At 69.2% G+C, this 22,320-nt stretch carries 21 protein-coding genes; 17 read left to right on the top strand and 4 right to left on the bottom strand.

Translation table 11 applies throughout. The features are described from left to right. Window positions 1-47 precede the first annotated feature (47 nt). From PFX90_RS01230 to PFX90_RS01265, 8 genes are all read left to right on the top strand, one after another. Entirely contained in the window at window positions 48-1,697 is a 1,650-nt protein-coding gene (locus PFX90_RS01230; RefSeq protein WP_285709615.1) for an electron transfer flavoprotein-ubiquinone oxidoreductase, read from the top strand. 260 nt (window positions 1,698-1,957) lie between these two features. Continuing rightward, window positions 1,958-2,197 carry a hypothetical protein gene (locus PFX90_RS01235; protein ID WP_285709618.1) on the top strand — a complete coding sequence of 80 codons (240 nt, stop codon included), beginning with the start codon at window positions 1,958-1,960 and terminating at the stop codon, window positions 2,195-2,197. Continuing rightward, window positions 2,197-2,994: a 4-(cytidine 5'-diphospho)-2-C-methyl-D-erythritol kinase gene (locus PFX90_RS01240; RefSeq protein ID WP_285709621.1), complete on the top strand. Its 798-nt coding sequence runs from the start codon at window positions 2,197-2,199 to the stop codon at window positions 2,992-2,994. The genes PFX90_RS01235 and PFX90_RS01240 overlap by 1 nt, the downstream gene beginning before the upstream one ends. After that, window positions 2,967-3,707, top strand: a complete 741-nt coding sequence (locus PFX90_RS01245; protein WP_419180071.1) for an N-formylglutamate amidohydrolase — start codon at window positions 2,967-2,969, stop codon at window positions 3,705-3,707. Before PFX90_RS01240 ends, PFX90_RS01245 begins: the two co-directional genes overlap by 28 nt. A gap of 42 nt (window positions 3,708-3,749) precedes the next feature. Then, the gene (ilvD, locus tag PFX90_RS01250) at window positions 3,750-5,471 is read left to right on the top strand and encodes a dihydroxy-acid dehydratase (protein ID WP_285709623.1); all 1,722 of its coding nucleotides are present in this window, start codon (window positions 3,750-3,752) and stop codon (window positions 5,469-5,471) included. Beyond that, a complete protein-coding gene (locus tag PFX90_RS01255) occupies window positions 5,452-5,799 on the top strand; it encodes a hypothetical protein (protein ID WP_285709624.1) in 348 nt (115 codons plus the stop codon). The genes ilvD and PFX90_RS01255 overlap by 20 nt, the downstream gene beginning before the upstream one ends. Continuing rightward, window positions 5,796-7,184 (top strand): NAD(P)H-hydrate dehydratase, encoded by a 1,389-nt coding sequence (locus PFX90_RS01260; protein ID WP_285709627.1) that lies wholly within the window; start codon window positions 5,796-5,798, stop codon window positions 7,182-7,184. Before PFX90_RS01255 ends, PFX90_RS01260 begins: the two co-directional genes overlap by 4 nt. After that, window positions 7,181-8,377, top strand: coding sequence for a class I SAM-dependent RNA methyltransferase (locus PFX90_RS01265; RefSeq protein ID WP_285709628.1), 1,197 nt, complete (start codon window positions 7,181-7,183; stop codon window positions 8,375-8,377). The genes PFX90_RS01260 and PFX90_RS01265 overlap by 4 nt, the downstream gene beginning before the upstream one ends. Here PFX90_RS01265 and PFX90_RS01270 read toward each other — a convergent pair. The 4 genes from PFX90_RS01270 to PFX90_RS01285 all read right to left on the bottom strand — a co-directional run bounded on the left by PFX90_RS01270 (window position 8,374) and on the right by PFX90_RS01285 (window position 11,206). Beyond that, window positions 8,374-9,159, bottom strand: coding sequence for a hydrolase 1, exosortase A system-associated (locus PFX90_RS01270; protein WP_285709631.1), 786 nt, complete (start codon window positions 9,157-9,159; stop codon window positions 8,374-8,376). The two genes, PFX90_RS01265 and PFX90_RS01270, sit on opposite strands and share 4 nt — an antisense overlap. Further along, window positions 9,156-9,842: an alpha/beta hydrolase family protein gene (locus tag PFX90_RS01275; RefSeq protein WP_285709633.1), complete on the bottom strand. Its 687-nt coding sequence runs from the start codon at window positions 9,840-9,842 to the stop codon at window positions 9,156-9,158. The genes PFX90_RS01270 and PFX90_RS01275 overlap by 4 nt, the downstream gene beginning before the upstream one ends. A 15-nt stretch (window positions 9,843-9,857) precedes the next feature. Then, window positions 9,858-10,142 (bottom strand): acyl carrier protein, encoded by a 285-nt coding sequence (locus PFX90_RS01280; protein ID WP_285709634.1) that lies wholly within the window; start codon window positions 10,140-10,142, stop codon window positions 9,858-9,860. Window positions 10,143-10,234: 92 nt separating this feature from the next. Next, window positions 10,235-11,206 (bottom strand): GNAT family N-acetyltransferase, encoded by a 972-nt coding sequence (locus tag PFX90_RS01285; RefSeq protein WP_285709636.1) that lies wholly within the window; start codon window positions 11,204-11,206, stop codon window positions 10,235-10,237. A gap of 18 nt (window positions 11,207-11,224) precedes the next feature. Between PFX90_RS01285 and PFX90_RS01290 the strand changes: the two genes are divergently transcribed. The 9 genes from PFX90_RS01290 to PFX90_RS01330 all read left to right on the top strand — a co-directional run bounded on the left by PFX90_RS01290 (window position 11,225) and on the right by PFX90_RS01330 (window position 22,316). Next, window positions 11,225-12,766, top strand: a complete 1,542-nt coding sequence (locus PFX90_RS01290) for an acyl-CoA ligase (AMP-forming), exosortase A system-associated (protein WP_285709638.1) — start codon at window positions 11,225-11,227, stop codon at window positions 12,764-12,766. Beyond that, complete coding sequence (locus PFX90_RS01295; protein WP_285709640.1) at window positions 12,763-13,989, top strand: pyridoxal-dependent decarboxylase, exosortase A system-associated; 1,227 nt, start codon at window positions 12,763-12,765, stop codon at window positions 13,987-13,989. The genes PFX90_RS01290 and PFX90_RS01295 overlap by 4 nt, the downstream gene beginning before the upstream one ends. 207 nt (window positions 13,990-14,196) lie before the next feature. After that, the gene (locus tag PFX90_RS01300) at window positions 14,197-14,838 is read left to right on the top strand and encodes an XrtA/PEP-CTERM system exopolysaccharide export protein (protein ID WP_285709642.1); all 642 of its coding nucleotides are present in this window, start codon (window positions 14,197-14,199) and stop codon (window positions 14,836-14,838) included. Between the two features lie 15 nt (window positions 14,839-14,853). Further along, window positions 14,854-16,374: an XrtA system polysaccharide chain length determinant gene (locus tag PFX90_RS01305; protein ID WP_285709644.1), complete on the top strand. Its 1,521-nt coding sequence runs from the start codon at window positions 14,854-14,856 to the stop codon at window positions 16,372-16,374. 16 nt (window positions 16,375-16,390) lie between these two features. Further along, complete coding sequence (locus PFX90_RS01310) at window positions 16,391-17,428, top strand: nucleotide-binding protein (protein WP_285709646.1); 1,038 nt, start codon at window positions 16,391-16,393, stop codon at window positions 17,426-17,428. A 2-nt stretch (window positions 17,429-17,430) separates the two neighbouring features. Then, window positions 17,431-19,089 carry a porin family protein gene (locus tag PFX90_RS01315; RefSeq protein WP_285709649.1) on the top strand — a complete coding sequence of 553 codons (1,659 nt, stop codon included), beginning with the start codon at window positions 17,431-17,433 and terminating at the stop codon, window positions 19,087-19,089. 17 nt (window positions 19,090-19,106) lie between these two features. Then, window positions 19,107-20,309 (top strand): XrtA/PEP-CTERM system-associated ATPase, encoded by a 1,203-nt coding sequence (locus tag PFX90_RS01320; protein ID WP_285709651.1) that lies wholly within the window; start codon window positions 19,107-19,109, stop codon window positions 20,307-20,309. Window positions 20,310-20,313: 4 nt separating this feature from the next. Further along, the gene (locus PFX90_RS01325) at window positions 20,314-21,258 is read left to right on the top strand and encodes an XrtA system polysaccharide deacetylase (protein WP_285709654.1); all 945 of its coding nucleotides are present in this window, start codon (window positions 20,314-20,316) and stop codon (window positions 21,256-21,258) included. Further along, entirely contained in the window at window positions 21,255-22,316 is a 1,062-nt protein-coding gene (locus PFX90_RS01330; protein ID WP_285709656.1) for a FemAB family XrtA/PEP-CTERM system-associated protein, read from the top strand. The genes PFX90_RS01325 and PFX90_RS01330 overlap by 4 nt, the downstream gene beginning before the upstream one ends. Window positions 22,317-22,320 lie beyond the last annotated feature (4 nt).

The raw sequence follows: 22,320 nt of genomic DNA on the forward strand, positions 1-22,320 counted from the left end.
ACTGTGGCCGCCGCGCGGTCAAAACCAACAAGGATCAGGAAACCGCGATGAGCGAACGTGAATCAATGCCCTGCGACGTGGTGATCGTCGGCGGCGGCCCGGCGGGGCTCTCCGCGGCGATCAGGCTGAAGCAGATCAACGCCGAGCTCGAAGTGATCGTGCTCGAGAAGGGTTCGGAAATCGGCGCGCATATCCTGTCAGGCGCGGTGGTCGATCCCAAGGCGCTGAGCGAGCTCTTCCCCGAGTGGCGCGAGATGGGCTGTCCGATGGCGGAAACCCCGGTGACCGACAACTGGCACTGGGTTCTCTCGAAGACCGGCAAGACCTCGCTCCCCCACGCGATCATGCCGCCGCTGATGAGCAACCACGGCTGCTATACCGGTAGCCTCGGCAACATGACCCGCTGGCTCGCCGAACAGGCCGAGGGGCTGGGAGTCATGGTGTTCCCGGGCTTCCCCGCCGCCGAGGTGATGTTCGATGAAAGCGGCGCGGTCGCGGGCGTGATCACGCAGGACATGGGCGTGGCGGCGGATGGCTCGCACAAGGGCGATTACCAGCCCGGCATGGAGATCCACGCCAAGTACACCCTGTTCGCCGAAGGCGCGCGCGGGAACCTGACCAAGCGCATGAAGGCGAAGTTCGACCTCGAGGCGAACTGCCAGCCGCAGGTCTACGGCCTCGGCATCAAGGAGCTGTGGGACATCGATCCCAAGAAACACAAGCCGGGCCGCGTGATCCATACGCAGGGCTGGCCTCTCACCGAGAGCGACAGCTGGGGCGGGGGCTTCCTCTACCACCAGGCCAATGGTCAGGTGGCCTTGGGCTTCGTGACTGCGCTCGATTACAAGAACCCCTGGGTGTCGCCCTATCAGGAATTCCAGCGCTGGAAGAACCACCCGGCGATCCGCGAATATCTCGAAGGCGGCAAGCGGGTGTCCTACGGCGCGCGCGCGATCAACGAGGGCGGCTGGCAGTCGGTCCCCAAGCTCGCCTTCCCGGGCGGGGCGCTGATCGGCTGCGCGGCGGGCTTCGTCAATGTGCCGCGCATCAAGGGCAGCCACACCGCGATGAAGAGCGGGATGCTGGCGGCCGAGAGCATCGCGGCGGCGATTGCGGCGGGTAACGCCAACACCGAACTATCGGACTACGACGCGGCGGTCCGCTCCAGCTGGATCGCGACCGAGCTGAAGCTCGTCCAGAACGCTCAGCCCGCGGTCGCCAAGTACGGCGGCGATATCGGCACCGCGCTCGCGGGGATCGACATGTGGATGCGCACATTGAAGATCGGTCTGCCGATCAGCATGAAGCACAAGCCGGACTACACCTACACCGGCCGCGCCGATCTCTATCCCAAGATCGCCTACCCCAAGCCCGACGGCGTGATCACCTTCGACCGCCTGACCAACGTCGCCTACAGCTACACCAACCACGCCGAGGACCAGCCCTGCCACCTGCAGGTGAAGGACCTCGAGCTGCAGAAGGTGAGCGAACTCGGCGTCTTCGGCGGCCCCTCGGCGCGCTATTGCCCGGCGGGGGTCTACGAATGGCTGACCGACGAGAAGACCGGCGAGCCCAAGTTCCAGATCAACTCGCAGAACTGCGTCCACTGCAAGACCTGCGACATCAAGGACCCCAACCAGAACATCAATTGGGTGACGCCAGAGGGTGGCGGCGGGCCGAACTATCCGAATATGTGACCTGCTCTCACTTTCTTCGTCATTGCGAGCGCAGCGAAGCAATCCAGCATCGGGCGTCTCGACTTGGCGCAGCACCTGAAACTGGATTGCCGCGTCGCCTGCGGCTCCTCGCAATGACGAAGGATTGAGGATTGAGATTGCCGCCAGCCTCCGCCGCGAGAGTGGTATTCCTGCTCCTCGGAGCGAACCTGCCGGGAGGTTGCTCTCACACAGAGGCGCAGCAAGCGGTCGCGTCCGACGATCAGGCGTGCGAGCGCGTCATGGCGGTTCTCGCCGCCAACAAGACCTACCGCGCAGAGCAGATGGCAAGCTGCGATGGCGGCAAGGATGACAACAATCCCGGCTACTATGTCCTGCGCGTCAATGCCTACTGCCGCGAGCCGCAAGGTTGCGGCAGCGTGTTGCTTGGCTGGTATGCGGTCGAGGAAGCGACCGGCGCGGTGCACGAAATAGTCGCCGCCGATTGGCAGATCGGCCCACGGATCGACCGGGACACGTGATGCGCGAAACCGCCTACGCCAAGATCAACCTCGCGCTGCATGTCCGCAGGCGGCGGGAGGACGGGTATCACGCGCTCGAGACCCTGTTCGCCTTCGTCGATGCGGGCGATGTGCTGACGGCCACACCGGCCGCGCAGGACAGCGTCGCCACGCTGGGCGAGTTTGCAGGGGTGCTCGACAATCCCTTCGACAACCTCGTCGCCCGTGCGCTGAACGCCCTCCCGCGCCCGCAAGGCCTCGCGGTGACGCTTGAGAAGAACTTGCCGGTAGCGGCTGGTCTTGGCGGAGGGTCGGCGGATGCGGGGGCGGTGTTCCGGATCGTCGAGGCGCTCCACGGGCTGCCCGAGGACTGGCAGGCGCGCGCGGCTAAGCTCGGCGCGGATGTGCCCGCCTGCGTGCTCAGCCGCACCCATATCGGCCTCGGCACAGGAACCGAGCAGCTTGACGTCGAGGACGACCTCGCCGGAACCCCCGTGCTGCTGGTCAACCCGCGCGTGCCGCTCTCCACCGGCCCGGTGTTCAAGGCGTGGGATGGCGAGGACAGGGGTGCCCTGCCGCAAGGACCCGCATCCAAGATCGCAAGGGAAGGGCGCAACGACCTGGAAGCTCCCGCCATTTCGCTCTGCCCCGTCATAGCGGAGGTGCTGGCGGCCCTCCGCAATACCAACCCATGGCTCGCCCGCATGTCCGGATCGGGCGCGACCTGCTTTGCGCTCTATGATACGTCCGAGGCCCGCGATGCGGCGGCGGCGGCCATGCCCGCCGCGTGGTGGACCATGGCAGGGCGGCTGCGGTGAGCGAGGTCTTCCGCCAACTCGGCACCCCCACCCCCGGCGGGATCGTGCTGGTGGCCGACCACGCCTCCAACGCCGTCCCCGCCGACATCGACCTCGGCATCCCGGAACACCTGCTCCACGAACACATCGCCCTCGACATCGGCACCGAGGCGATCGCCGAATTCCTCGCCCGCGAATACACCATCCCCGCCCACATCGCCGCCGTCAGCCGTCTGGTGTGCGATCTCAACCGCGAGGAGACCGCCCCCGGCCTCGTCCCGCCGGAGAGCGACGGGCATCCGATCCCCGGCAATTTCGGCGCGGACCGCGAGGCAAGGCTCGCCCGTTTCCACCGCCCCTACCACACCGCGCTGGAGCAGTGGCTGGAGGCGGCCCGACCGCGCCTGATCCTCTCGCTCCACTCCTTCACCCCGCGCCTCGCCACCTCCGAGGCCGCGCGGCCGTGGGAGGTGGGGGTGCTCTACAACGCCGACGATCGCGCCGCGCGCATCGCTATCCCGCTGCTGGCCGCCGAGGGGCTGAATGTCGGCGACAACCTCCCCTATTCGGGGCGCGATCTCAATTACACCATGAACCGCCACGCGGAAGCGCCGGGCCGGCCTTACCTCGGCATCGAACTGCGGCAAGACCTCACGAATACCCCCGAGGCCCACGCCCGCTGGGCCGCGCTCTTGGCTAAAATTGCGCAAAGGGTTGCGTCCGCGCTTCGCTAGAGGCAGGGGGCGTGTCGCAAATCGCCGCAAGCGGGAAATCTTATGTCGCAGAAGTTTGACAAGTCGAAGCTCCCCAGCCGTCACGTCTCGGTCGGGCCCGAGCGCGCGCCGCATCGCTCGTACTACTACGCGATGGGCATGACCGAGGAAGAGATCGCTGCGCCCTTCGTCGGCGTGGTGAGCGCCGGGAACGATTCGGCCCCCTGCAACACCACCCTCAACGCCCAGGCCGATATCTGCCGCGAGGGCGTGATCGCGGGCGGCGGCACCCCCCGGCGGTTCAACACCATCACCGTCACCGACGGCATCGCGATGGGCCACCAGGGGATGAAATCCTCGCTCATCAGCCGCGAGATCATTGCGGATTCGATTGAAGTATCGGTCCGAGGGCATTGTTATGACGCGCTTGTCGGGTTCGCTGGCTGCGACAAGAGCCTGCCGGGCATGATGATGGCGATGCTGCGGCTCAACGTGCCGAGCATCTTCGTCTATGGCGGCTCGATCCTCCCCGGCACCCACCGCGGCAATGACGTGACAGTGGTCGACGTGTTCGAGGCGGTCGGCCAGTTCGCCGCCGGCAATTGCCCGCTGACCGAGCTGATCGCATTGGAAAAGGTCGCGTGCCCCGGCCACGGCGCCTGCGGCGGGCAGTTCACCGCCAACACCATGGCCTGCGTCGGCGAGGCGATCGGATTGTCCCTGCCGAACAGCAACATGGCGCCCGCTCCTTACAGATCGCGTGACGATATCGCGGTCGCAGCGGGCCGGCAGGTGATGGAGCTCGTCGCCCGCAACCTGCGCCCGCGCGACATCTGCACCCGCGAGGCCTTTATGAACGCCGCGCGCGTCGTGGCAGCCACCGGCGGCTCGACCAACGCCGCGCTCCACCTCCCCGCAATGGCAAGCGAGGCGGGAATCGACTTCGACCTGTTCGATGTTGCCGAGGTCTTCAAATCAACGCCTTACATCGCGGACCTGAAGCCCGGCGGGAAGTATGTCGCCAAGGACATGCACGAGGCGGGCGGCGTCTACATGGCGATGAAGACCCTGCTCGACGGCGGGTTCATCGATCCCAATCCGGTCACCGTCACCGGCAAGACCATCGGCGAGAACCTTGAAGAGATCACCTGGAACCCCGACCAGAAGATTTTCTATGACGTGAAGACCCCGATCACCCCCACGGGCGGTGTTGTGGGGCTTAAAGGTTCGCTCGCTCCCGATGGCGCGATCGTGAAGGTTGCCGGGATGGCGCGCCTGCAATTCTCCGGCCCCGCGCGGGTGTTCGATTGCGAGGAAGACGCCTTCGCCGCGGTCGAAAGCCGCGACATTGCCGAGGGCTGCGTGATCGTCATCCGCTACGAAGGCCCGCGCGGCGGGCCGGGCATGCGCGAGATGCTCTCGACCACCGCCGCGCTCTACGGGCAGGGCATGGGCGAGAAGGTCGCGCTCATCACCGACGGGCGTTTCTCCGGCGCGACGCGCGGCTTCTGCATCGGCCATGTCGGCCCCGAAGCGGCTGATTGCGGCCCCATCGCGCTCGTCGAGGATGGCGACATCATCAGCATCGACGCGGTCGCTGGCACGATCGATCTCGAGGTCGCCGAAGAGGTGCTCGCCGAGCGCCGCGCGAAGTGGCAGCCGCGCAGCAACGACTACCAATCGGGCGCGCTGTGGCGTTACAGTCAGGTCGTCGGCAAGGCGCGCTACGGGGCGCTCACCCACCCGGGCGCGAAGTCGGAGACCCATGTCTTCGCGGACATCTAGCGCGGCGCTGGCATTTGCGATGCTGGCCGGGTGCGGGGCGCAAAGCCCCGGGCCTCAGGGCCAGACCATCGCCTGTGCCATCGGCAAGGGCGCGGACTTTGCCGATGTCTGCACGCTCGAGCGGGTCGCGGGCAGCCCGCAGATCATCCTCCACCATCCCGATGGCGGGTTCCGGCGGCTGATGATCGATCCCGCGAACGGCGCGCCCGACGCGCTCGACGGGGCCGATCCGGTGGTGCTCGAACAGGGCTCGGGCGTGTGGCAATTCGCCATCGGGTCGGACCGCTACCGCTTGCCCCGCGAGCCCGGCCCGGCGCCCACCTCGTGACCCTCGCACAGGTCCTCACCACCGCACAGATGCGCTCTGCCGAGCAGGCGCTGTTTGACGCGGGGACTTCGGTCGGCGACCTGATGGAGACCGCAGCAGGGGGCGCGGCCGAGTGGATCCGCCGGATCGCCGCGCGGCGCTCGGTCACCGTGCTGTGCGGCCCCGGGAACAACGGCGGGGACGGCTATGTCATCGCCCGGCGGCTGCGCGAGGCGGGCAATGCGGTGAGCGTCATCGCCCCGCTCGCCCCCGCCACCGACGCCGCGCGCGCGGCGAAGGCGCGATGGGACGGGCCGGTCGGCACATCGGGCGGCTCAGGGGGCGATATCTTCGTCGACTGCCTGTTCGGATCGGGCCTCGGCCGCCCGCTCGTGCCCGCGCACGCGCTGCTGCTGCGCGACCTTGCCGCTCAGGCGCGCATCAAGGTGGCGGTGGATATGCCCTCGGGGGTGGCAAGCGATACGGGCGCGGTGCTCGGCGAAAAGCTTCCGGCCTACGACCTGACGCTGGCGCTCGGAGCATGGAAATTCGCGCACTGGAGCCTGCCGGGCCGCGCTCTGATGGGTCAGATGCGGCTTGTGCCGATCGGGATCGGGCGGGTCGAGGGGGCCGCGCAGCTGGTCGGGAGGCCGCGCCTCGCCGCTCCCGCCGGCGACAGCCACAAGTATCGCCGCGGTCTCCTCGCCATCATCGCGGGCGCCATGCCGGGGGCGAGCCTGCTCGCTGCGAGTGCGGCGCAGCGGGCGGGGGCGGGCTATGTGAAGCTCCTTGCCCCCGCCGCCGACCTGCGCACCCCGCCCGAGGTGGTGACCGACACCGCGCCCTTGCCCGACGCGCTCGCCGACCCTCGCATCGCCGCCGTATTGGTCGGGCCCGGCCTCGGGCGCGGCGAGGCGGCAGAGGAGGCGCTGGCGGCAGCCTTGCAGGGATCGTGTGGGCTGGTCATCGACGCCGACGCGCTGATGCTCCTCACCCCCACCATGTTGATCCAGGAGCGGCCGATCCTCGCCACCCCTCACGACGGCGAACTCGAAACCCTGTGCCGCAAATTCGGCATCATCGCCGAAAGCCGCCGCGACCGCGCTTTGGCGCTCGCCAAGGTCAGCGGCATGGTGGTGCTCGCCAAGGGCCCCGACACCTGCGTCGCCGCGCCCGATGGCAGGCTCGCGCTCGCGCTCCCGGCCTCGAGCTGGCTTTCGGTGGCGGGGACGGGCGACGTCCTCGCCGGGATCGCGGCGAGCCGGATGGCGACCGGGCGCGATCCCTTCATCGCCGCCTGCGAGGCCGTGTGGCTCCACGGCGAGGCGGCGCGGCGGGCAGGCGCGGCTTTCACACCATCGCAGCTTGCCGAAAGGGTCTCCGAGGCGCTAGCGGCGGCCTTGTGAGCACCTCCGAAGAGATCATCCGCCTCGCCGCCAAGGGCGACGGCGTCACCGCCTCCGGGCGCCATGTCGCGGGCGCGGTGCCGGGGGACCTGGTGGACGAGGGCAGGGCGATCACTCCGGGCCCGCACCATCAGACCCCGCCTTGCCGCCACTTCGAGACCTGCGGCGGGTGCCAGTTGCAGCACGCGGACGATGCGGCGCTCGCCGCTTTCGTCACCGAGCGCGTGGTCAATGCCGCGCGCGGGCAGGGGCTGGAGCCTGCCGACATTCTCCCCGTCCACCTCTCGCCCCCGCACACCCGCCGCCGCGCGGGGCTGCACGGGCTTCGCGTCGCGCGCGGCGCGGTGCTGGGCTATCGTGAGGGCGGATCGCACCGCGTGGTCGATCTCGCCGAGTGCCCTGTCCTGCATCCCGCGTTGGCCGCGCTGATCGGGCCGCTACGCAAATTCGTCGCCGCGCATGGCCCCAAGGCGATGGTCGGGATCGACCTGACGCTCGCCGATCAGGGGGTCGAGGCGAGCTTCTCGAACTTTCCCTTGGAGGGTCTCGGCCCGACCGAGGCGGCGCTCGATTTCGCGCGCGATCAGGGACTTGCGCGGCTCTCCTTCGATCAAGGCTACGGCCCCGAGACGGTATGGGAGCCCGAGCCGGTGACGGTGACGCTCGGTGGGGTGCCGGTCGGCCTGCCGGCAGGGGCCTTCCTTCAGGCCACGCACGATGCCGAACATCGCATGGCCGCCGATGCCGCCGTGTGGCTCAAAGGTTCGCTGATAGTGGCGGACCTGTTCGCGGGGCTCGGCACCTTCGCATTCGCACTCCGTGAGGGCCGCAAGGTGCTCGCCGTCGAGGCCGAGCAGGCCGCGCATCTTGCCTGCAAGGCGGCGGGCGCGCGGGCGGGCGGACAGGTGCTGGCGCTCCACCGCGACCTGTTCCGCAATCCGCTCCAGCCGGCTGAATTGAACCGCTTCGACGCCGTGCTGCTCGATCCGCCGCGTGCCGGTGCCCGCGCGCAGATCGCCGAGATCGCGGCGAGCACGCTGTCGCGCGTCGTCTATGTCAGCTGCAACCCTTCGAGCTGGGCGCGCGATGCGGCGGTGCTGGCGGGGGCGGGGTTCGGCCTCTCGAAGCTGCGCCCGGTCGGCCAGTTCCGCTGGTCGACCCATGTCGAACTGGTGAGCCTGTTCGAGCGTTAGGCCGCCCGCAGCGCTTCCAATAGTTCCGCTTCCAGCCAGCCGCGGTGTTCGGGCTCGACATAGGCGTGGCCCGCGCCCTCGCAGCGGCGGATGCGGGGGTCGCTGCTGTCCCACGCGGCTTCGAAGACCTGCGCGGTGCGGTCGGCGGTGGCGAGGAGGATGCGGACATCGCCGGCGAAGCCCGCAAGGCCTGCGGCCATTTCTGCTGCAAGGCCCGACGGCGGCGGGGGCGGCTTCAGCGCATGGACCACCCCGCGCGCGAGTTTGGCGAGGTTCACGCCTCCCGTCGCCAAGCGCATGATCTCGCGCGGGTTCTTCAATTTCTCGAGATAGCGCGCCCGCACCGCTTCGGGGGGCGGAGTGCTGTCGACCACGTCGCTGTCCTCGATGGTCCAGGGGTTGGAGAGCACCAGCCCCGCGCAACCCGCGCCGCCCGCCAGCATCAGCGCCGAGGCCGCGTCGCAGTTGCCGAAAGCGATCACGCGGGTGACTGCGGCGGCTTGTCCCCGGAAGGCGGCGAGGGCGGCTGCAATATCCTCGGCGGAGTGGCGGAAACCGCGGTTCTCGCCCTCGCTGTCGCCCACCCCGCGGCGGTCGAAGCGGAAGACCGGGAAGCCTGCCGCGGCGATGCGTGCGGCCATGTCGGCCTGCCCGCCGAATGCGCCCGAGCGGATCTCGTTGCCCCCGCTCACGATCAGCAGCCCGGTGGTGCCGGGCGCGTCGTCGAGCGTGCAGGCGAGCATCGCGCCGTCGCAGACGAAGGTGCCCGGCAGCCGGCTCATGCGGGGGCTCCGGCAAGGCTCTGAACGATGCGCGCTGCGAGGCGGTCGGCTTGGCTCGCGTCCTCGTCCGGCTCGGCGCGCAGCCACAGGCCGGGGCCGCCGATGGCGCTCTGGGCGAGGTCGGACTGGCCCGGGGCGAGCACGGGTTCGGCGGTCTCGAGCGCGGCGAACAGCGCCGGGCCGATCGCCCAGCCGCCGAGCGTGAGGCCCGCCGCGCGGCCTTCGGCCATCAGCGCGTCGGTGGTCTCGGTGATCCCCGCCTCGCGCGCGGCAATGGTGCGGGCGCGGATCATGCCGCGCAGCAGTTTGGGCCCGGACAGCGCGGCATAGTGCCAGCCGGGCAGGGCGGGGGGCGCGATCAGCGCCCCGGCGCGGATCGCCAGCACATGGGTCGCGCGCAGGGCCTCGGCAGCGGCGGTCATGGCCGCGCGCCAGCCTTCGAGCGTCTGGTCGGTGAGCGGGGCGAGGCTCTCGTTGCACCCCGGCAGGTCGGGCAGCAGGCAGTCCACGCCTGCGCGGTCGAGCCGCCGCATCACTTCGATGGTGAAGCGCCGCAGCTTGTTCGCCTCGTCGAACCATGCGGGGCACACCAGCAGGCGCAAATCGCGCCCGCGGTCGAAGGCGACCAGCAGTTCTTCCCGCGCCGGGGTGCCGTCAGTGGCGGGCGGGGTCCAGGTGAACACGCGAAGGCGGAGGGCTCAGCGGCCGCCGAGCTTGGCCTCGGCAAAGGCGCGCAAGGCCCCGTAGGTCTCGAGCATCTCGCCGTCCACGTCATCATCTTCGATGACGATGCCGAGCCGGTCTTCCATCTCGGTCAGGAGCCCGGCGACCGCCATCGAATCCAGTTCGGGGAGGTGGCCGAACAGGCCGGAATCGGGCCCGAAGGCCTGCGCCTGGTCAGGATCGAGGCCCAGCACATCGGCGATCAATCCCTTGAGTTCAAGGTCGAGCGCGGCGCCATCGAGGTTGTGCGAAACGGTCATCGGCTATGCAAAAGTCCCTGCGCGGCCCCTGTCCTCGGGGCCTTGGCGGCGGGGCTTAGCCATGCGGGGCCACTGGTGCAAGTTTTGCAGGTTCACGCCGCGCGGCGCAGCAGTCGCTTGGCGAGCGGGGGCCATGCCCGGGGGACACGCGGATCGAGGCAATCGATGCGGTAGCGCTGGCGCACCTCCTCCATCCAGTCGGCCTTGTAGCTCTGGTCGCCGGTGCCGAAATCGACCAGCGCCACGCGGTCGATGTCGATCACGTGGGCAAACAGCTCGGCGGTGAGCGTGGTGCCGGCCGAGAGGTGCTTGTGGCTTTCGAGATGGGCGAGCTTGTGGATGTAGGCCGTGCCGTTCTCGACCGTCCAGGCCTGCGCTGCGACCGCGACGCCATCAGCGCGCGCGATGCCGAGCCTGAGGCGGCCCGCCGCGCCTTCCGCTTCGGCAAAGGCGCGCAGCATGGCGGGCTGATCCTCGGCGGGCTTCCAGCTGGCGGCGTAGATCGCCTCGTAGTCGGCCCAGACCTGTGGGTCGAAGCGGGTGAGCACTTCGACCTCGACCTTCTTCGCCTTGCGCTTGAGCGTCGTGCGCAAGGGGCCGGGGCGGGTCTCCCAGTATTCGGCGAAGCTGCGGCCGCGTACGGGGAGCACGTGGTTGATGTCGCAGGGCTCGACCGCGACCTGCCACCCCGCGGCGCGGAAGGCGCGCGCAAGCCGGGTCGCCGAGCCGTCTTCCTCGGGCACGGGCTCGAGCGTGACGCGCCAGCTCCTGCTTTTGAGCTGACGCGCGATGGCTCCGAGCAGGCGATCACCCGCTTCGCCCGCCGGAGCCAATTCGCGCCAGGTGAAAGAGTACCAGTTGCGCAGGGGTGTGATTCGCCCGCCGCTTTCGGTCAGGGCGAGGGCGGCGCTGCTCCCTGCGTCGCTCGCGATGGCGACCAGCGGGACGAGCCCCGTGTCGGCCAGCAACGCGAACCATTCGGCGCGGTCGAAGGGCGCAGCAGCCTGCACGCCAGACAGCGCTTGCAAGACGTTAACGCTATCGTGATACCGCGCTTCGATCACTGAAAGTCCGTATCCTTCATGCCGTGCCCGCCCGATCCTGTCCCGCGTCCGCTCGACCACCTCGCCGAACTGGCGGGGGCGGCGGGTCGCGGGGAGAGCCCGGCGCTGGTGCTTCGGGACCGCACCCTTAACCACGAGGAGTTAAGACAGCGTGTTGCGATGCTCGCCGGATGGCTGGCGCGTGAGGTGCCCGCGAGGGGCGCGCGGGTGGCGAGCTGGGCGGCAAAAGGCGAGCTCACTTGCCTGCTGCCGCTGGCGGCGGCGCGCGCCGGATTGGTGCACGTGCCGATCAACCCGCTGCTCAAGCGTGCGCAGGTCGCGCATATCCTTGCCGACAGCGGCGCTGTGCTGCTGATGGGAACGCCCTCGCGGCTTGCTTCGCTGGAGCAGGGCGATCTGCCCGGGGGCTGCACGGCGCTGGGCGAGGTCGAGGCGCTGGCGGCCGCGGAGGCGGCGGGGCTGGAACTGGGAGCTTCCGAGGCCGATCGGGATGAACTGGCCGCGATCCTCTACACTAGCGGTTCCACCGGGCGCCCCAAGGGGGTGATGCTGAGCCATGCCAATATGTGGCTCGGCGCGGTGAGCGTGGCGCATTATCTCGGCCTCGGCATCGACGACGTGACGCTGGCTGTCCTGCCGCTGTCCTTCGATTACGGGCAGAACCAGCTTCTCTCGACATGGTTTGCGGGCGGGAGCGTGGTGCCGCTCGATTTCCTCTTCCCCAAGGACGTGGCGAAAGCCTGCGCGAAGCATGGCGTGACGACGCTCGCCGCGGTGCCGCCCCTGTGGGTGCAGCTGACCGAGGCCGATTGGCCCGAGGAAGCCCGTGCGCCCTTGCGGCGGCTGACCAACAGCGGCGGGGCGCTGACGGTGGAACTGGTGCGATCGCTTCGGGGGATGTTCCCGCAGGCACGGCTGTTCCCGATGTACGGCCTCACCGAAGCCTTCCGCTCGACCTATCTCGACCCGGCGCTGGTCGACACCCACCCTACCTCGATGGGCAAGGCGATCCCGTTCGCCGAGATCCTAGTGGTGAACGACGCGGGCGAGGTTGCTGCCGATGGCGAAGAGGGCGAGCTCGTCCATTGCGGCCCGCTGGTGGCGCAGGGCTACTGGCAAGACCCGGAGCGCACGGCCGAGCGCTTCAGGCCCGCGCCCGCCGCGTCGACCTATGGCGGGATGGCGGTCTGGTCGGGCGACCGCGTGAGGCGCGACGCGGACGGGTTGCTCTATTTCGCCGGGCGGCGCGATGCGATGATCAAGAGCGCGGGCAACCGCATCTCCCCGCAGGAGATCGAGGAGGCGGCGCTCGCCTCCGGCTTCGCGGTCGAGGCGGTGGCGCTGGGCGTGCCCCATGCGCGCCTCGGGCAAGCGGTGCATCTGGTGGTCCGCGGCGACGAAGCTGCGCGCGAGGAGCTGGTGAAGCGCCTCCAGCGTGACTTGCCCAATTTCATGCAGCCACAGATGATCCACTGGCGCGAGGCTATGCCGCTCAATCCCAATGGCAAGATCGACCGCACCGCGCTTCAGGCCGAGCTCAATAAGGAATTCGCAGAATGAAGCCCGTCGGCCCGATCCCTCCCGGCTTCGATTGCCTCGACGGCGAACTCGCCATCGCCGGACACCGCGCGAGCGAGTGGGTGGCCGAGGCGGGGCGCACGCCGCTTTTTGTTTACTCCAAGGCGCTGCTCGACCGGCGAATGGCCGAAGTGCGCGCCGCGCTACCTGCGCGGGTGGGCGTCAATTTCGCAGTCAAGGCCAACCCACACCCTGCCGTGATCGCTCACATGGCGCCTTTGGTGGACGGTTTCGACATCGCCTCAGCGGGCGAATTGCAGCTGTGCGTCGCGGCGGGGATCGACCCGCGCCGCATCAGCTTTGCCGGCCCCGGCAAGCGCGACGAGGAACTCGAGGCCGCCATCACCGCAGGCGTCACGCTCAATTGCGAGAGCGAGGGCGAGGTCGCCCGCGCGCTTGCCATCGGCCAGCGCCTCGGCGTCGCGCCGCGCTTGGCGGTGCGCGTGAACCCCTCTTTCGTGATGACCGGATCGGGCATGAAGATGGGCGGCGGGGCCAAGCAGTTCGGGGTCGATGCCGAGCGGGTGCCCGCACTGGCCCGGCATCTGATCGCCGAAGGGGCCGAGTGGCGGGGCTTGCACATCTTCACCGGCAGCCAGACCCTTGGCGCCGAGGCGATCATCGAGGCGCAGACCAATGTCCTCGCGCTGGCGACAGAGCTGGCCGAAGCCATCGGCACTCCCTTGCCCAAGCTCAACATGGGCGGCGGGCTCGGCATCCCCTACTTCCCCGGCGACACGCCCGTGGACCTGCCCAAGGTCGGCGCCGCGCTGGCCGAAAGGCTCGCGGACCTGCCGCCGGTGCTCGCCGAGACAGAGCTGTGCATGGAACTGGGCCGCTACCTCGTCGGCGAGGCGGGGGTCTATCTCACCCGTATCGTCGACCGTAAGGAAAGCCACGGCGTGACCTTCCTCGTCACCGACGGGGGCCTGCACCACCAGCTGGCCGCCTCGGGCAATTTCGGGACGGTCGTGCGCCGCAACTATCCGTCAGCGATTGCAACGCGTTACGACGCGCCAGCCGAAGAGGAAGTCAACATCGTCGGCTGCCTGTGCACCCCGCTCGACCGGCTCGCCGACAACGCCATGATGCCGCGCGCCGAGGTCGGCGATCTGGTCGCGGTGTTCTGCGCCGGAGCCTATGGCGCGACCGCTTCGCCGAGCGCTTTTCTCGGCCATGGCCCCGCCGCCGAGATGCTCGTCTGAGGCCGTCAGACACGCCGTTAACCCTCCGCGTTAAGCCTCGCCGGGGCGCTGTCCCGATCCGGGATGGGGGCCTTTTCGGCGCTGTATAACTAATCTTATCTTCACCATTTCCGGCGACAAGAACCCCCGTAATCCGGGCGTGTCGTGTCGCAGGTCGCTCCTGCACAGCGGCGATGCGTCCGGGCAAGGCCCAAGGATCCACGACGCATGTTCCAGTTCTCCGACCTCAAGCGCCTTCTGGCTCTCGGCTTCCTGGCAAGCCTGCTCGCCGCCTGCGCGAGCACCGGTCGCGAGCTTCCGCCCGCCTCCTATGGCGATGGCAGCGTGGTGCCGAGCGAGGAATACACCATCGGCCCGCTCGACGAGATCACGATCCACGTCTGGCGCAACCCCGAACTCAGCGCCGACAAGGTGCGCGTGCGTCCCGACGGGCGTCTGACCATCCCGCTGGTGCAGGATATCCCGGCCGTGGGCAAGACCGCCACCCAGCTGCAGGACTACATCGCCGGCGAGCTGTCGAAATATATCGAGCAGCCGATCGTCTCGGTGATCGTCAACACCCCCGAGGGCAACTTCACCCAGCAGGTGCGGATCATCGGTGCGACGCCGCAGCCCGCTTCGCTGCCCTACCGCGCCAACATGACCGCCCTCGACGCGATGATCGCGGTCGGCGGGCTCAACGAATTTGCTGCGGGCAACCGCGCCAAGCTGATCCGCCTCGACCGCGCCCGCGGCACCCAGGTCGAATACCGCCTGCGCCTCGCGGACCTCATCCGCAAGGGCGACTCGAGCGCCAACGTCATGCTCAAGCCCGGCGACACCATCATCATCCCCGAGAGCCGGTTCTAAGGGGCGCTTGGGAGGATGAGCGAGATCTTCGACGAACTGCGCGCGGCGCTCTGGTCGGTCTGGCACCGGCGCTGGATCGCGCTGGGCGTGGCGTGGGCCGTGTGCCTGCTCGGGTGGTTGGTGGTGAGCATGATCCCCAATGCCTACGAGAGCAAAGCGCGCGTCTATGTCGATGTCGAGGACGTGCTCTCCAAGCAGCTCGGCATTGCCGGTGACGGCAAGGAAGAGATCATGCGGGTGCGCCAGACCCTCTCGAGCGCCAAGAACCTCGAGAAGGTCATCACCACCACGCGTCTGGGCGAGGGCATCACCGAGCGCGGGGCGCTCGACGGGGCGGTCGCGGCGCTCGAGAAGAAGGTCAAGGTGACCTCCGAGCAGGACAACCTGTTCCAGATCACCGCCGAAATCGGCCGCAGCGAATTCTCCGACGCCGAGAACGCGGTGCTGGCGCGCGATGTGGTGCAGAAGCTGCTCGACATCCTGCGCGAGGAATATGTCATCGGCAGCCGCACCGGGATCAGCACCGCGATCGGCGATCTCGATCGCCAGCTGCAGGAACGCAAGGCCGAGCTCGAACAGGCCGAACAGCGCCGTCTGGCGTTCGAATCGCAATATCCCGATCTCGTCGGCGGCTCGGACAGCCTGTCGAAGAAGGTGCAGGACGCGCGCGCCGAACTGCGCAATGTCGAGGCCGATCTGGCTGCCGCGCAGAGCGGGCTGGCGGCGATCTCGGGCCAGATTTCCTCCACCCCGCGCACCATTGCGGGCGGGCGCGATGCGACGGGGCCGCGTGCCGCGCTGCAAGTCGCCCAGACCCAGCTCGCCGAACTGCGCGCGCGCGGGCTGACCGATAGTCACCCCGATGTCGTTTCCACCACCAAACAGGTGGCGATCCTTGCGCGGCAGGCGGCGGCAGCAGGCGACGACGCGGGCGGCGCGCCCAATCCGGCCTACGCCTCGCTGGTCGCCTTGAAGAGCGAACGGCAGGCGAGCGTGGAAGCGCTTCAGGCCCGCCGCGCCGCGCTCCAGAGCAATGCCGCCGCACTCATGGCGAGCCAGGCGAGCGAGCCCGCGGTCGCGGCCGAAGCCAACCGCATCAGCCGTGACTACGACGTGCTGCGCCAGAACTACGAGAAGCTCCTCCAGGACCGCGAGGCGCTGAAGACGCGCGGTAAGGTCGAGGACAAGGCGAGCCAGTTCCGCTTCGACATCATCCAGCAGCCCGGCGTGCCGCAAGGCCCCGCCGCGCCCAACCGCCCGCTGCTGCTGCTGGGCGTGCTGGTCGCCGGGATCGGCGCGGGCGTGGCTGCGGCCTATGCGCTGGGCCAGCTCAAATCGAGCTTTGCCACCCCGCAGAAGCTGGAACGGTCCTTCGATCTGCCCGTGATCGGTTCAATCTCGCTGACGGTCTCGGAAGCCGCGCGCGCGATCGAGGCCAAGCGGTTGAAGCAATTTGCCGGGGCCAGCGCAGGCCTTGGCGCGATCTTCGTGATTTTGCTCGCGATCGAGTTCGTCTCGGTCGGCGGCGTGGCCTGAGGACGGGACCGAAGAGATGACCGATCAGGGCAAGATCAACCGCGAGGGCGCAAGGCCGGCATCGCTGTTCGAACGCGCGGACGCGGCCTTCGGGCTCGATCCGCGTGAAGGCGGGCTGAAGCTGCCGCCGGTCGCGCCGGTGCCGCCGTTGCCGCAGGCGCTGCGTCGTCCGGCACCCGCGCCCGCGCGCGCTCCCGAACCCGCGCCTGCGCCGCAAGCTGAGCCCCGCCAAGCCGTGCCCGCTCCGGCGCCCGCTCCCGCTCCGGCACCCGAACCCGCCGCTCCCCCCCCGCCGCTGCGCGCAGTTGCCTTCAACGGCCCGATTGCGCGGATCGACCGCGAGCATCTGCGTGACGGCGGGCTGATCGTGCCCGAGGACCCGGTGACGGGCCTCCTCGAGGAGTTCCGGATCGTCAAGCGCGAGCTGCTCGCCGATGCCCGCACCGGCGGTTCCAATGGCAATGGGCCGCGCGCGCGCCGCATCCTCGTCTGCTCGCCGCACACCGGCGAGGGCAAGACCTATTGCGCCACCAACCTCGCCATCGCGCTCGCCGCCGAGCGCGGCCTCGAGGTGCTGCTGGTCGATGCCGACGTGGTCAAGCCCAGCATCACCGAGCGCCTCAGGATCGACGCCGAGGAAGGGCTCATGGACGCGCTCGCCGATCCGGCGATCCTGCCCGAAAGCCTCGTGATCCGCACCGATATCGAGGGCCTGTTCGTGCTGCCCGCGGGTCAGGCGAGTGCGCGCGATGCCGAATATCTCGCCAGCAATCGCACCGCCGAGGTGCTGAACCGGCTGACCGAGGGCGCGCCCGACCGCATCCTGATCTTCGACACGCCGCCCGCGCTCGCTGCCTCGCCCGCTGCCGAACTCGCCAAGCATGTCGGGCAGGCGCTGCTGGTGGTGCGTGCCGACGAGACCAGCCGCGCCGCGCTCGAGGATGCGCAGCAGCTGCTTTCGGCCTGCGGCGACATCAAGCTCCTGCTCAACGCCGCGCGCTACAGCCCCTCGGGGCGGCGCTTCGGCTCCTACTATGGCGCGAAGGGGAAATGACCATGCGTGCCCGCACCCTCACCAAGTTCCTGCTGTCCGCCGGCCTTGTCGCCGCTGCCGCCGCACCCGCTTTCGCTCAGGCCCAAGGGCAGGGCGCAGGGCAGGGGCAAGGACAGGGCGGCGGCGCGCAGCAGCGCAGCAGCCGCGTGGTCCAGCCCTATATCGAAGTCAGCCAGGTCGTCTCGGCCGAACTCAGCCCCGGCAATGACGTGGTGACCTTCACCCAGGTCGCCGCCGGGGTCGACATCAATGTGCAAGGCCGCAACAGCGGCGCTGCGGTCTCGTTGCGTTACGAGCGCAACATCGCCTATGGCGACGATGCGGTCGATACCGACACGATCAGCGGTATCGCGCGCGGCACGCTCGGGGTGATCCCCGGCAGGCTCAGTCTCGAAGCAGGCGCGCTCGCCTCGCGCACGCGCGCCGATGGCGGCGGGGCGGTCACCGCCAACCCGCTCGTGCGCGAGGATGCCGAGAGCCGGATCTACTCCGCCTATGCCGGGCCGAGCCTGCGCACCCGTGTCGGCGATGTCGGGGTCGAGGGCGTGGCGCGGGTCGGCTACAACCGCTTCGAGGTCGACAATGCGCTGGTGACGCAAGGCGGCAACGTCGTCGACACCTTCGACGATTCGATCACCTACATGGGCCAGCTGCGCGCCGCGACGCGCCCGGGCGAGCCGCTGCCGGTGGGCCTCGCGGTCACCGCGGGGGGCTTTCAGGAAGACATCGGCAATCTCGACCAGCGCGTGCGCGATCTCTACGTGCGCGGCGACGTCACCGTGCCGGTGACCCAGAGCCTCGCGATTGTTGCGGGCGCGGGTTACGAGGATGTCGAAATCTCCAGCCGCGACGCGGTGCGCGATGCCAATGGCGTTGCCCAGCGCGACGCAAACGGCCGCTTCATCACCGATCCGACCAGCCCGCGCCGCATTGCCTTCGATGTCGATGGCCTGCTGTGGGACGTCGGCGTGCTGTGGCGCCCGTCCTCGCGCACCTCGTTGCAAGCCGCGGTCGGCCGCCGCTACGATTCGACGACCTATTACGGCACCTTCACCTATACCCCCAACGAGCGCAGCGTCTTCGCGCTCGCGGCCTATGACGGGGTGAGCGGCTTTGGCGGGGTGATCAACAACGGTCTTGCCCGGCTCGACAGCGACTTCGAGGCGATCCGCAATCCCGTCACCGGCGACTTCGGCGGGCTGGTGAGCGGCACGCAGGGACAGGCGATCGTCGGCTCCTTGGGCTCGGTGCGCTCGGCCGCCTTCCGCGGGCGCGGGGTCGCGGCGTCCTACCAGCGCCAGATGGGCCGCACCACCGCCTCGCTCGGCGCAGGCTACGACCGGCGCACCTTCATCGCCGCAGCCGGAACCGCACTCGCGCCGGTCAACGGCCTGAGGGACGAGAGCTACTACGTCATCGGCGGCCTCACCCGCCAGATCGGCGAGAACGCCAACATCGCCACCAACGCCTATGCCAACTGGTTCGACGGCGCGGGCGGCAATGATGCCACCGCGGCGGGCATTTCGGCCGCCTACAACCAGTCGATCACGCAGCGCCTGACGGGCCGCGCGGCGATCGCGGTGGATTATGTCGACAGCGAATTCACCGCGCAGGACTTCGCCTTCGCCACCGCGCTGGTCGGCCTGCGCTACGATTTCTGAGGGAGCTCGCTTAGCCCATGTACGAGAATTTCTATGGCTTCAGCGGACGTCCTTTCCAGCTGACCCCCGACCCGCAGTTCTACTTCGAGAGCGTCAGCCACAAGAAGGCGATGAGCTACTTGGGCTACGGCCTTAGCCAGGGCGAGGGCTTTATCGTCATCACCGGCGAGGTCGGCGCGGGCAAGTCGACGCTGGTCGCACACCTGATGGAGCGGATCGATCCGGCCGCGCTGACGGTGGCGCAGGTCGTCACCTCGGCGCTCGACGGGGCCGAGATCGTCCACGTCATCGCGCAGGCCTTCGGCCTCGCGGTCGAGGGCCATGACAAGGCAACCGCATTGGGCACGATCGAGCGCTTCCTGCAGGACGAGGCCCGCGCCGGGCGGCGGTGCCTGCTGGTGGTCGACGAATGCCAGAACCTCGAGCTGACCGCGCTGGAGGAGCTGCGCATGCTCTCCAACTTCCAGCTGGGCTCGCACCCGCTGCTGCAATCGCTGCTGCTCGGCCAGCCCGAATTCCGCGCGACGCTCGCGCAGCATCCGGGGCTCGAACAGCTGCGCCAGCGGATCATCGCCTCGCACCACCTCGAGGCGCTCGATGCGGGCGAGGTCGAGCATTACGTGCGCCACCGCTTGGGCCATGTCGGATGGCAGGGGCGCCCCGATTTCGAGGCGGGGCTGCTCGATGCGCTCTACCGCGAGACCGGCGGGATTCCGCGCCGCGTCAACCAGGTGATGAACCGCCTGCTGCTGCTCGGCGCGATCGAGGAGCGTGACACGCTCAGCCTCGCGATGCTGGGCGACGTGATCGCCGAGATGGCCGCGGACCAGAGCCGCGGGGCACGCGGGGCAAGCGATCTGCGCAGCGCGCCGGTGGCCGAGCCCGCCGCTGCCGCTCCCGTCGCAGCCCCCGTCACGCCCGCAGCGGGCAGCCTCCCGGCGACCGAAGTCGCGGCCCTGCTTGCCGAGCGCGACGCGCGCACCGCCGAGCTCGAAGCGGCGATCAGCGAATTGCAGGCCGCCGGCATGGCGCATTCCGGCGTCGGGGGCGGCGAGGGCCTCGCGCTCCCGCCCGAGGAAGCCCGCGCTGCCGAGGCGCGTCTTGCCGCCGCGCTCGACCGGATCGAGGCGCGGCTCGAGGAGCAGGAGCAATCCTTCCGCCATGTGCTCACGATGCTGATCGAATGGCTTGAGGAAGATCCGTCGCGCAGGGCTGCGTAAGCCCATGAACGCCCCTTTTCCCCCTCCCTCCGGCCCTTCGGTCGTCAACGGCCTGTCGGTCGATGTCGAGGACTGGTTCCAGGTCGGCGCCTTCGAGAACGTGATCGCGCGCGGCGAGTGGGATTCGCTCAAGACCCGCGTCGAGGACAATGTCTACCGCGTGATCGACCTCTTCGCCGAGGCCGATGTGCGCGCGACCTTCTTCACGCTGGGCTGGGTCGCCAAGCGGCACCCGGCGATGATCCGCCGCATCGTCGAGGCCGGGCACGAGATCGCCAGCCACGGCTATGATCATGCGCGGGTGTTCACCTTCACCCGCAAGGAATTCGCCGAGGACATCCGCAAGGCGCGCGCCATCCTCGAGGACGCGGGCGGGGTGCCGGTGACCGGCTACCGCGCGCCGAGTTTCTCGATCGACCACCGCACCCCCTGGGCTTTCGCCGAACTGTCCGAGCAGGGCTACGCCTATTCCTCCAGCGTCGCGCCGATCACGCACGATCACTATGGCTGGCCCGAGGCGCCGCGCTTCGCATTCCGCCCGCTGCCGTGGTCTTCGATGATCGAGATCCCGGTGACCACCGCCATCCTCGGCGGGCGGCGCGTCGCGGCAGGCGGAGGGGGCTTCTTCCGGGTGCTGCCCTATGCCTTCTCGCGCTGGGCGATCCGCCAGGTCAACCGCCGCGACCAGCGTCCGGCGGTGTTCTATTTCCACCCGTGGGAGGTCGATCCCGACCAGCCGCGCGTAGGCCATGCGCCGCTGCGCTCGCGCTTCCGGCATTACACCGGCCTTGCGCAGATGGCGGGCAAGCTGCGCGGGCTCGTGCACGAATTCCGCTGGGGCCGGATGGACATGATCGCCCACCGCGAGGCGGCGCGGGCGATCGATCTGGAAATGCTGCCGCCGGTGCTCGAACTCGGGACCGAGGCCGAGGTGGAGGCGGCCGAGTGAACGCGCCGGTGAGGGCCGCGACCAGCGTGCATGCGCTCGACTTCCGCGACCCGGGTGAGGTGCGGAGGATCGAGGCCTTCGTCGCCGAGAACGGCGGCACCCTGTTCCACCGCCCGGCGTGGCTCAAGGCTGTGGAGGCTGGCACAGGCCAGCGCGCCGCCGGGCTGGTGGCCGAGCGGATGGGCACCGTCACGGGCTGGCTGCCACTCACCGAGGTGCGCTCGGCGCTGTTCGGCAAGGCGCTGGTATCGAGCGGCTTCGGCGTGGCGGGCGGCATCCTCGCCTGCGGCGAAGAGGCCACGCAGGCGCTGGCCGAGGGCGCTCAGAGCTACGCCCTTCGCGCCGGGTTTGCAGGGATAGAACTGCGCGGCGGTCCGGTGCCCGAGGGCTGGGACAGCTGGTCCGACAAGCATTGCTGCTTCGAGCGCGCCCTTGCCGCCGATGACGAGGCCGAACTCCTCGCCATCCCGCGCAAGGCCCGCGCCGAGGTGCGCAAGGGTCTGGGTTTCGGGCACCGCATCAGCGTGGGGCGGGGGTCGGGCGATCTCGCCGCGCACTACGCCTGCTACAGCGCGAGCGTGCGCAATCTCGGCACGCCGGTCTTTCCGAAGCGGTTGTTTGCGGCGATGCTCGAGGCCTTTCCGGCGAGCAGCGACGTCCTCACTGTGTGGCAGGGCGATAAGCCACTGGCGAGCGTGCTCAGCTTCTATCACGACGGCGCGGTGCTGCCTTTCTGGGGCGGCGGCGTGTTCGAAGCCCGCGCGGCGCGGGCCAACGAGGTAATGTATTACGAGCTGATGCTCCATGCCCGCCGGCAGGGCATGACCCGCTTCGATTTCGGGCGCTCCAAGACCGGCAGCGGGCCCTTCGCCTTCAAGAAGAATTGGGGCTTCGAGCCGCAGCGGCTGACCTATACCGCGTGGACCGCGCCGGGCTCTCCGCCGCGCAACATCGACCCCACCGACGCGAGCTACAGCCGCAAGATCGAGCTGTGGAAGAAGCTGCCGCTGCCCGTCGCCAACACCCTGGGGCCGTGGATCGCGCGCGGGTTGGCCTAGAGGC

Source organism: Erythrobacter oryzae (genome assembly GCF_030271515.1).
GTDB lineage: Bacteria > Pseudomonadota > Alphaproteobacteria > Sphingomonadales > Sphingomonadaceae > Erythrobacter > Erythrobacter oryzae.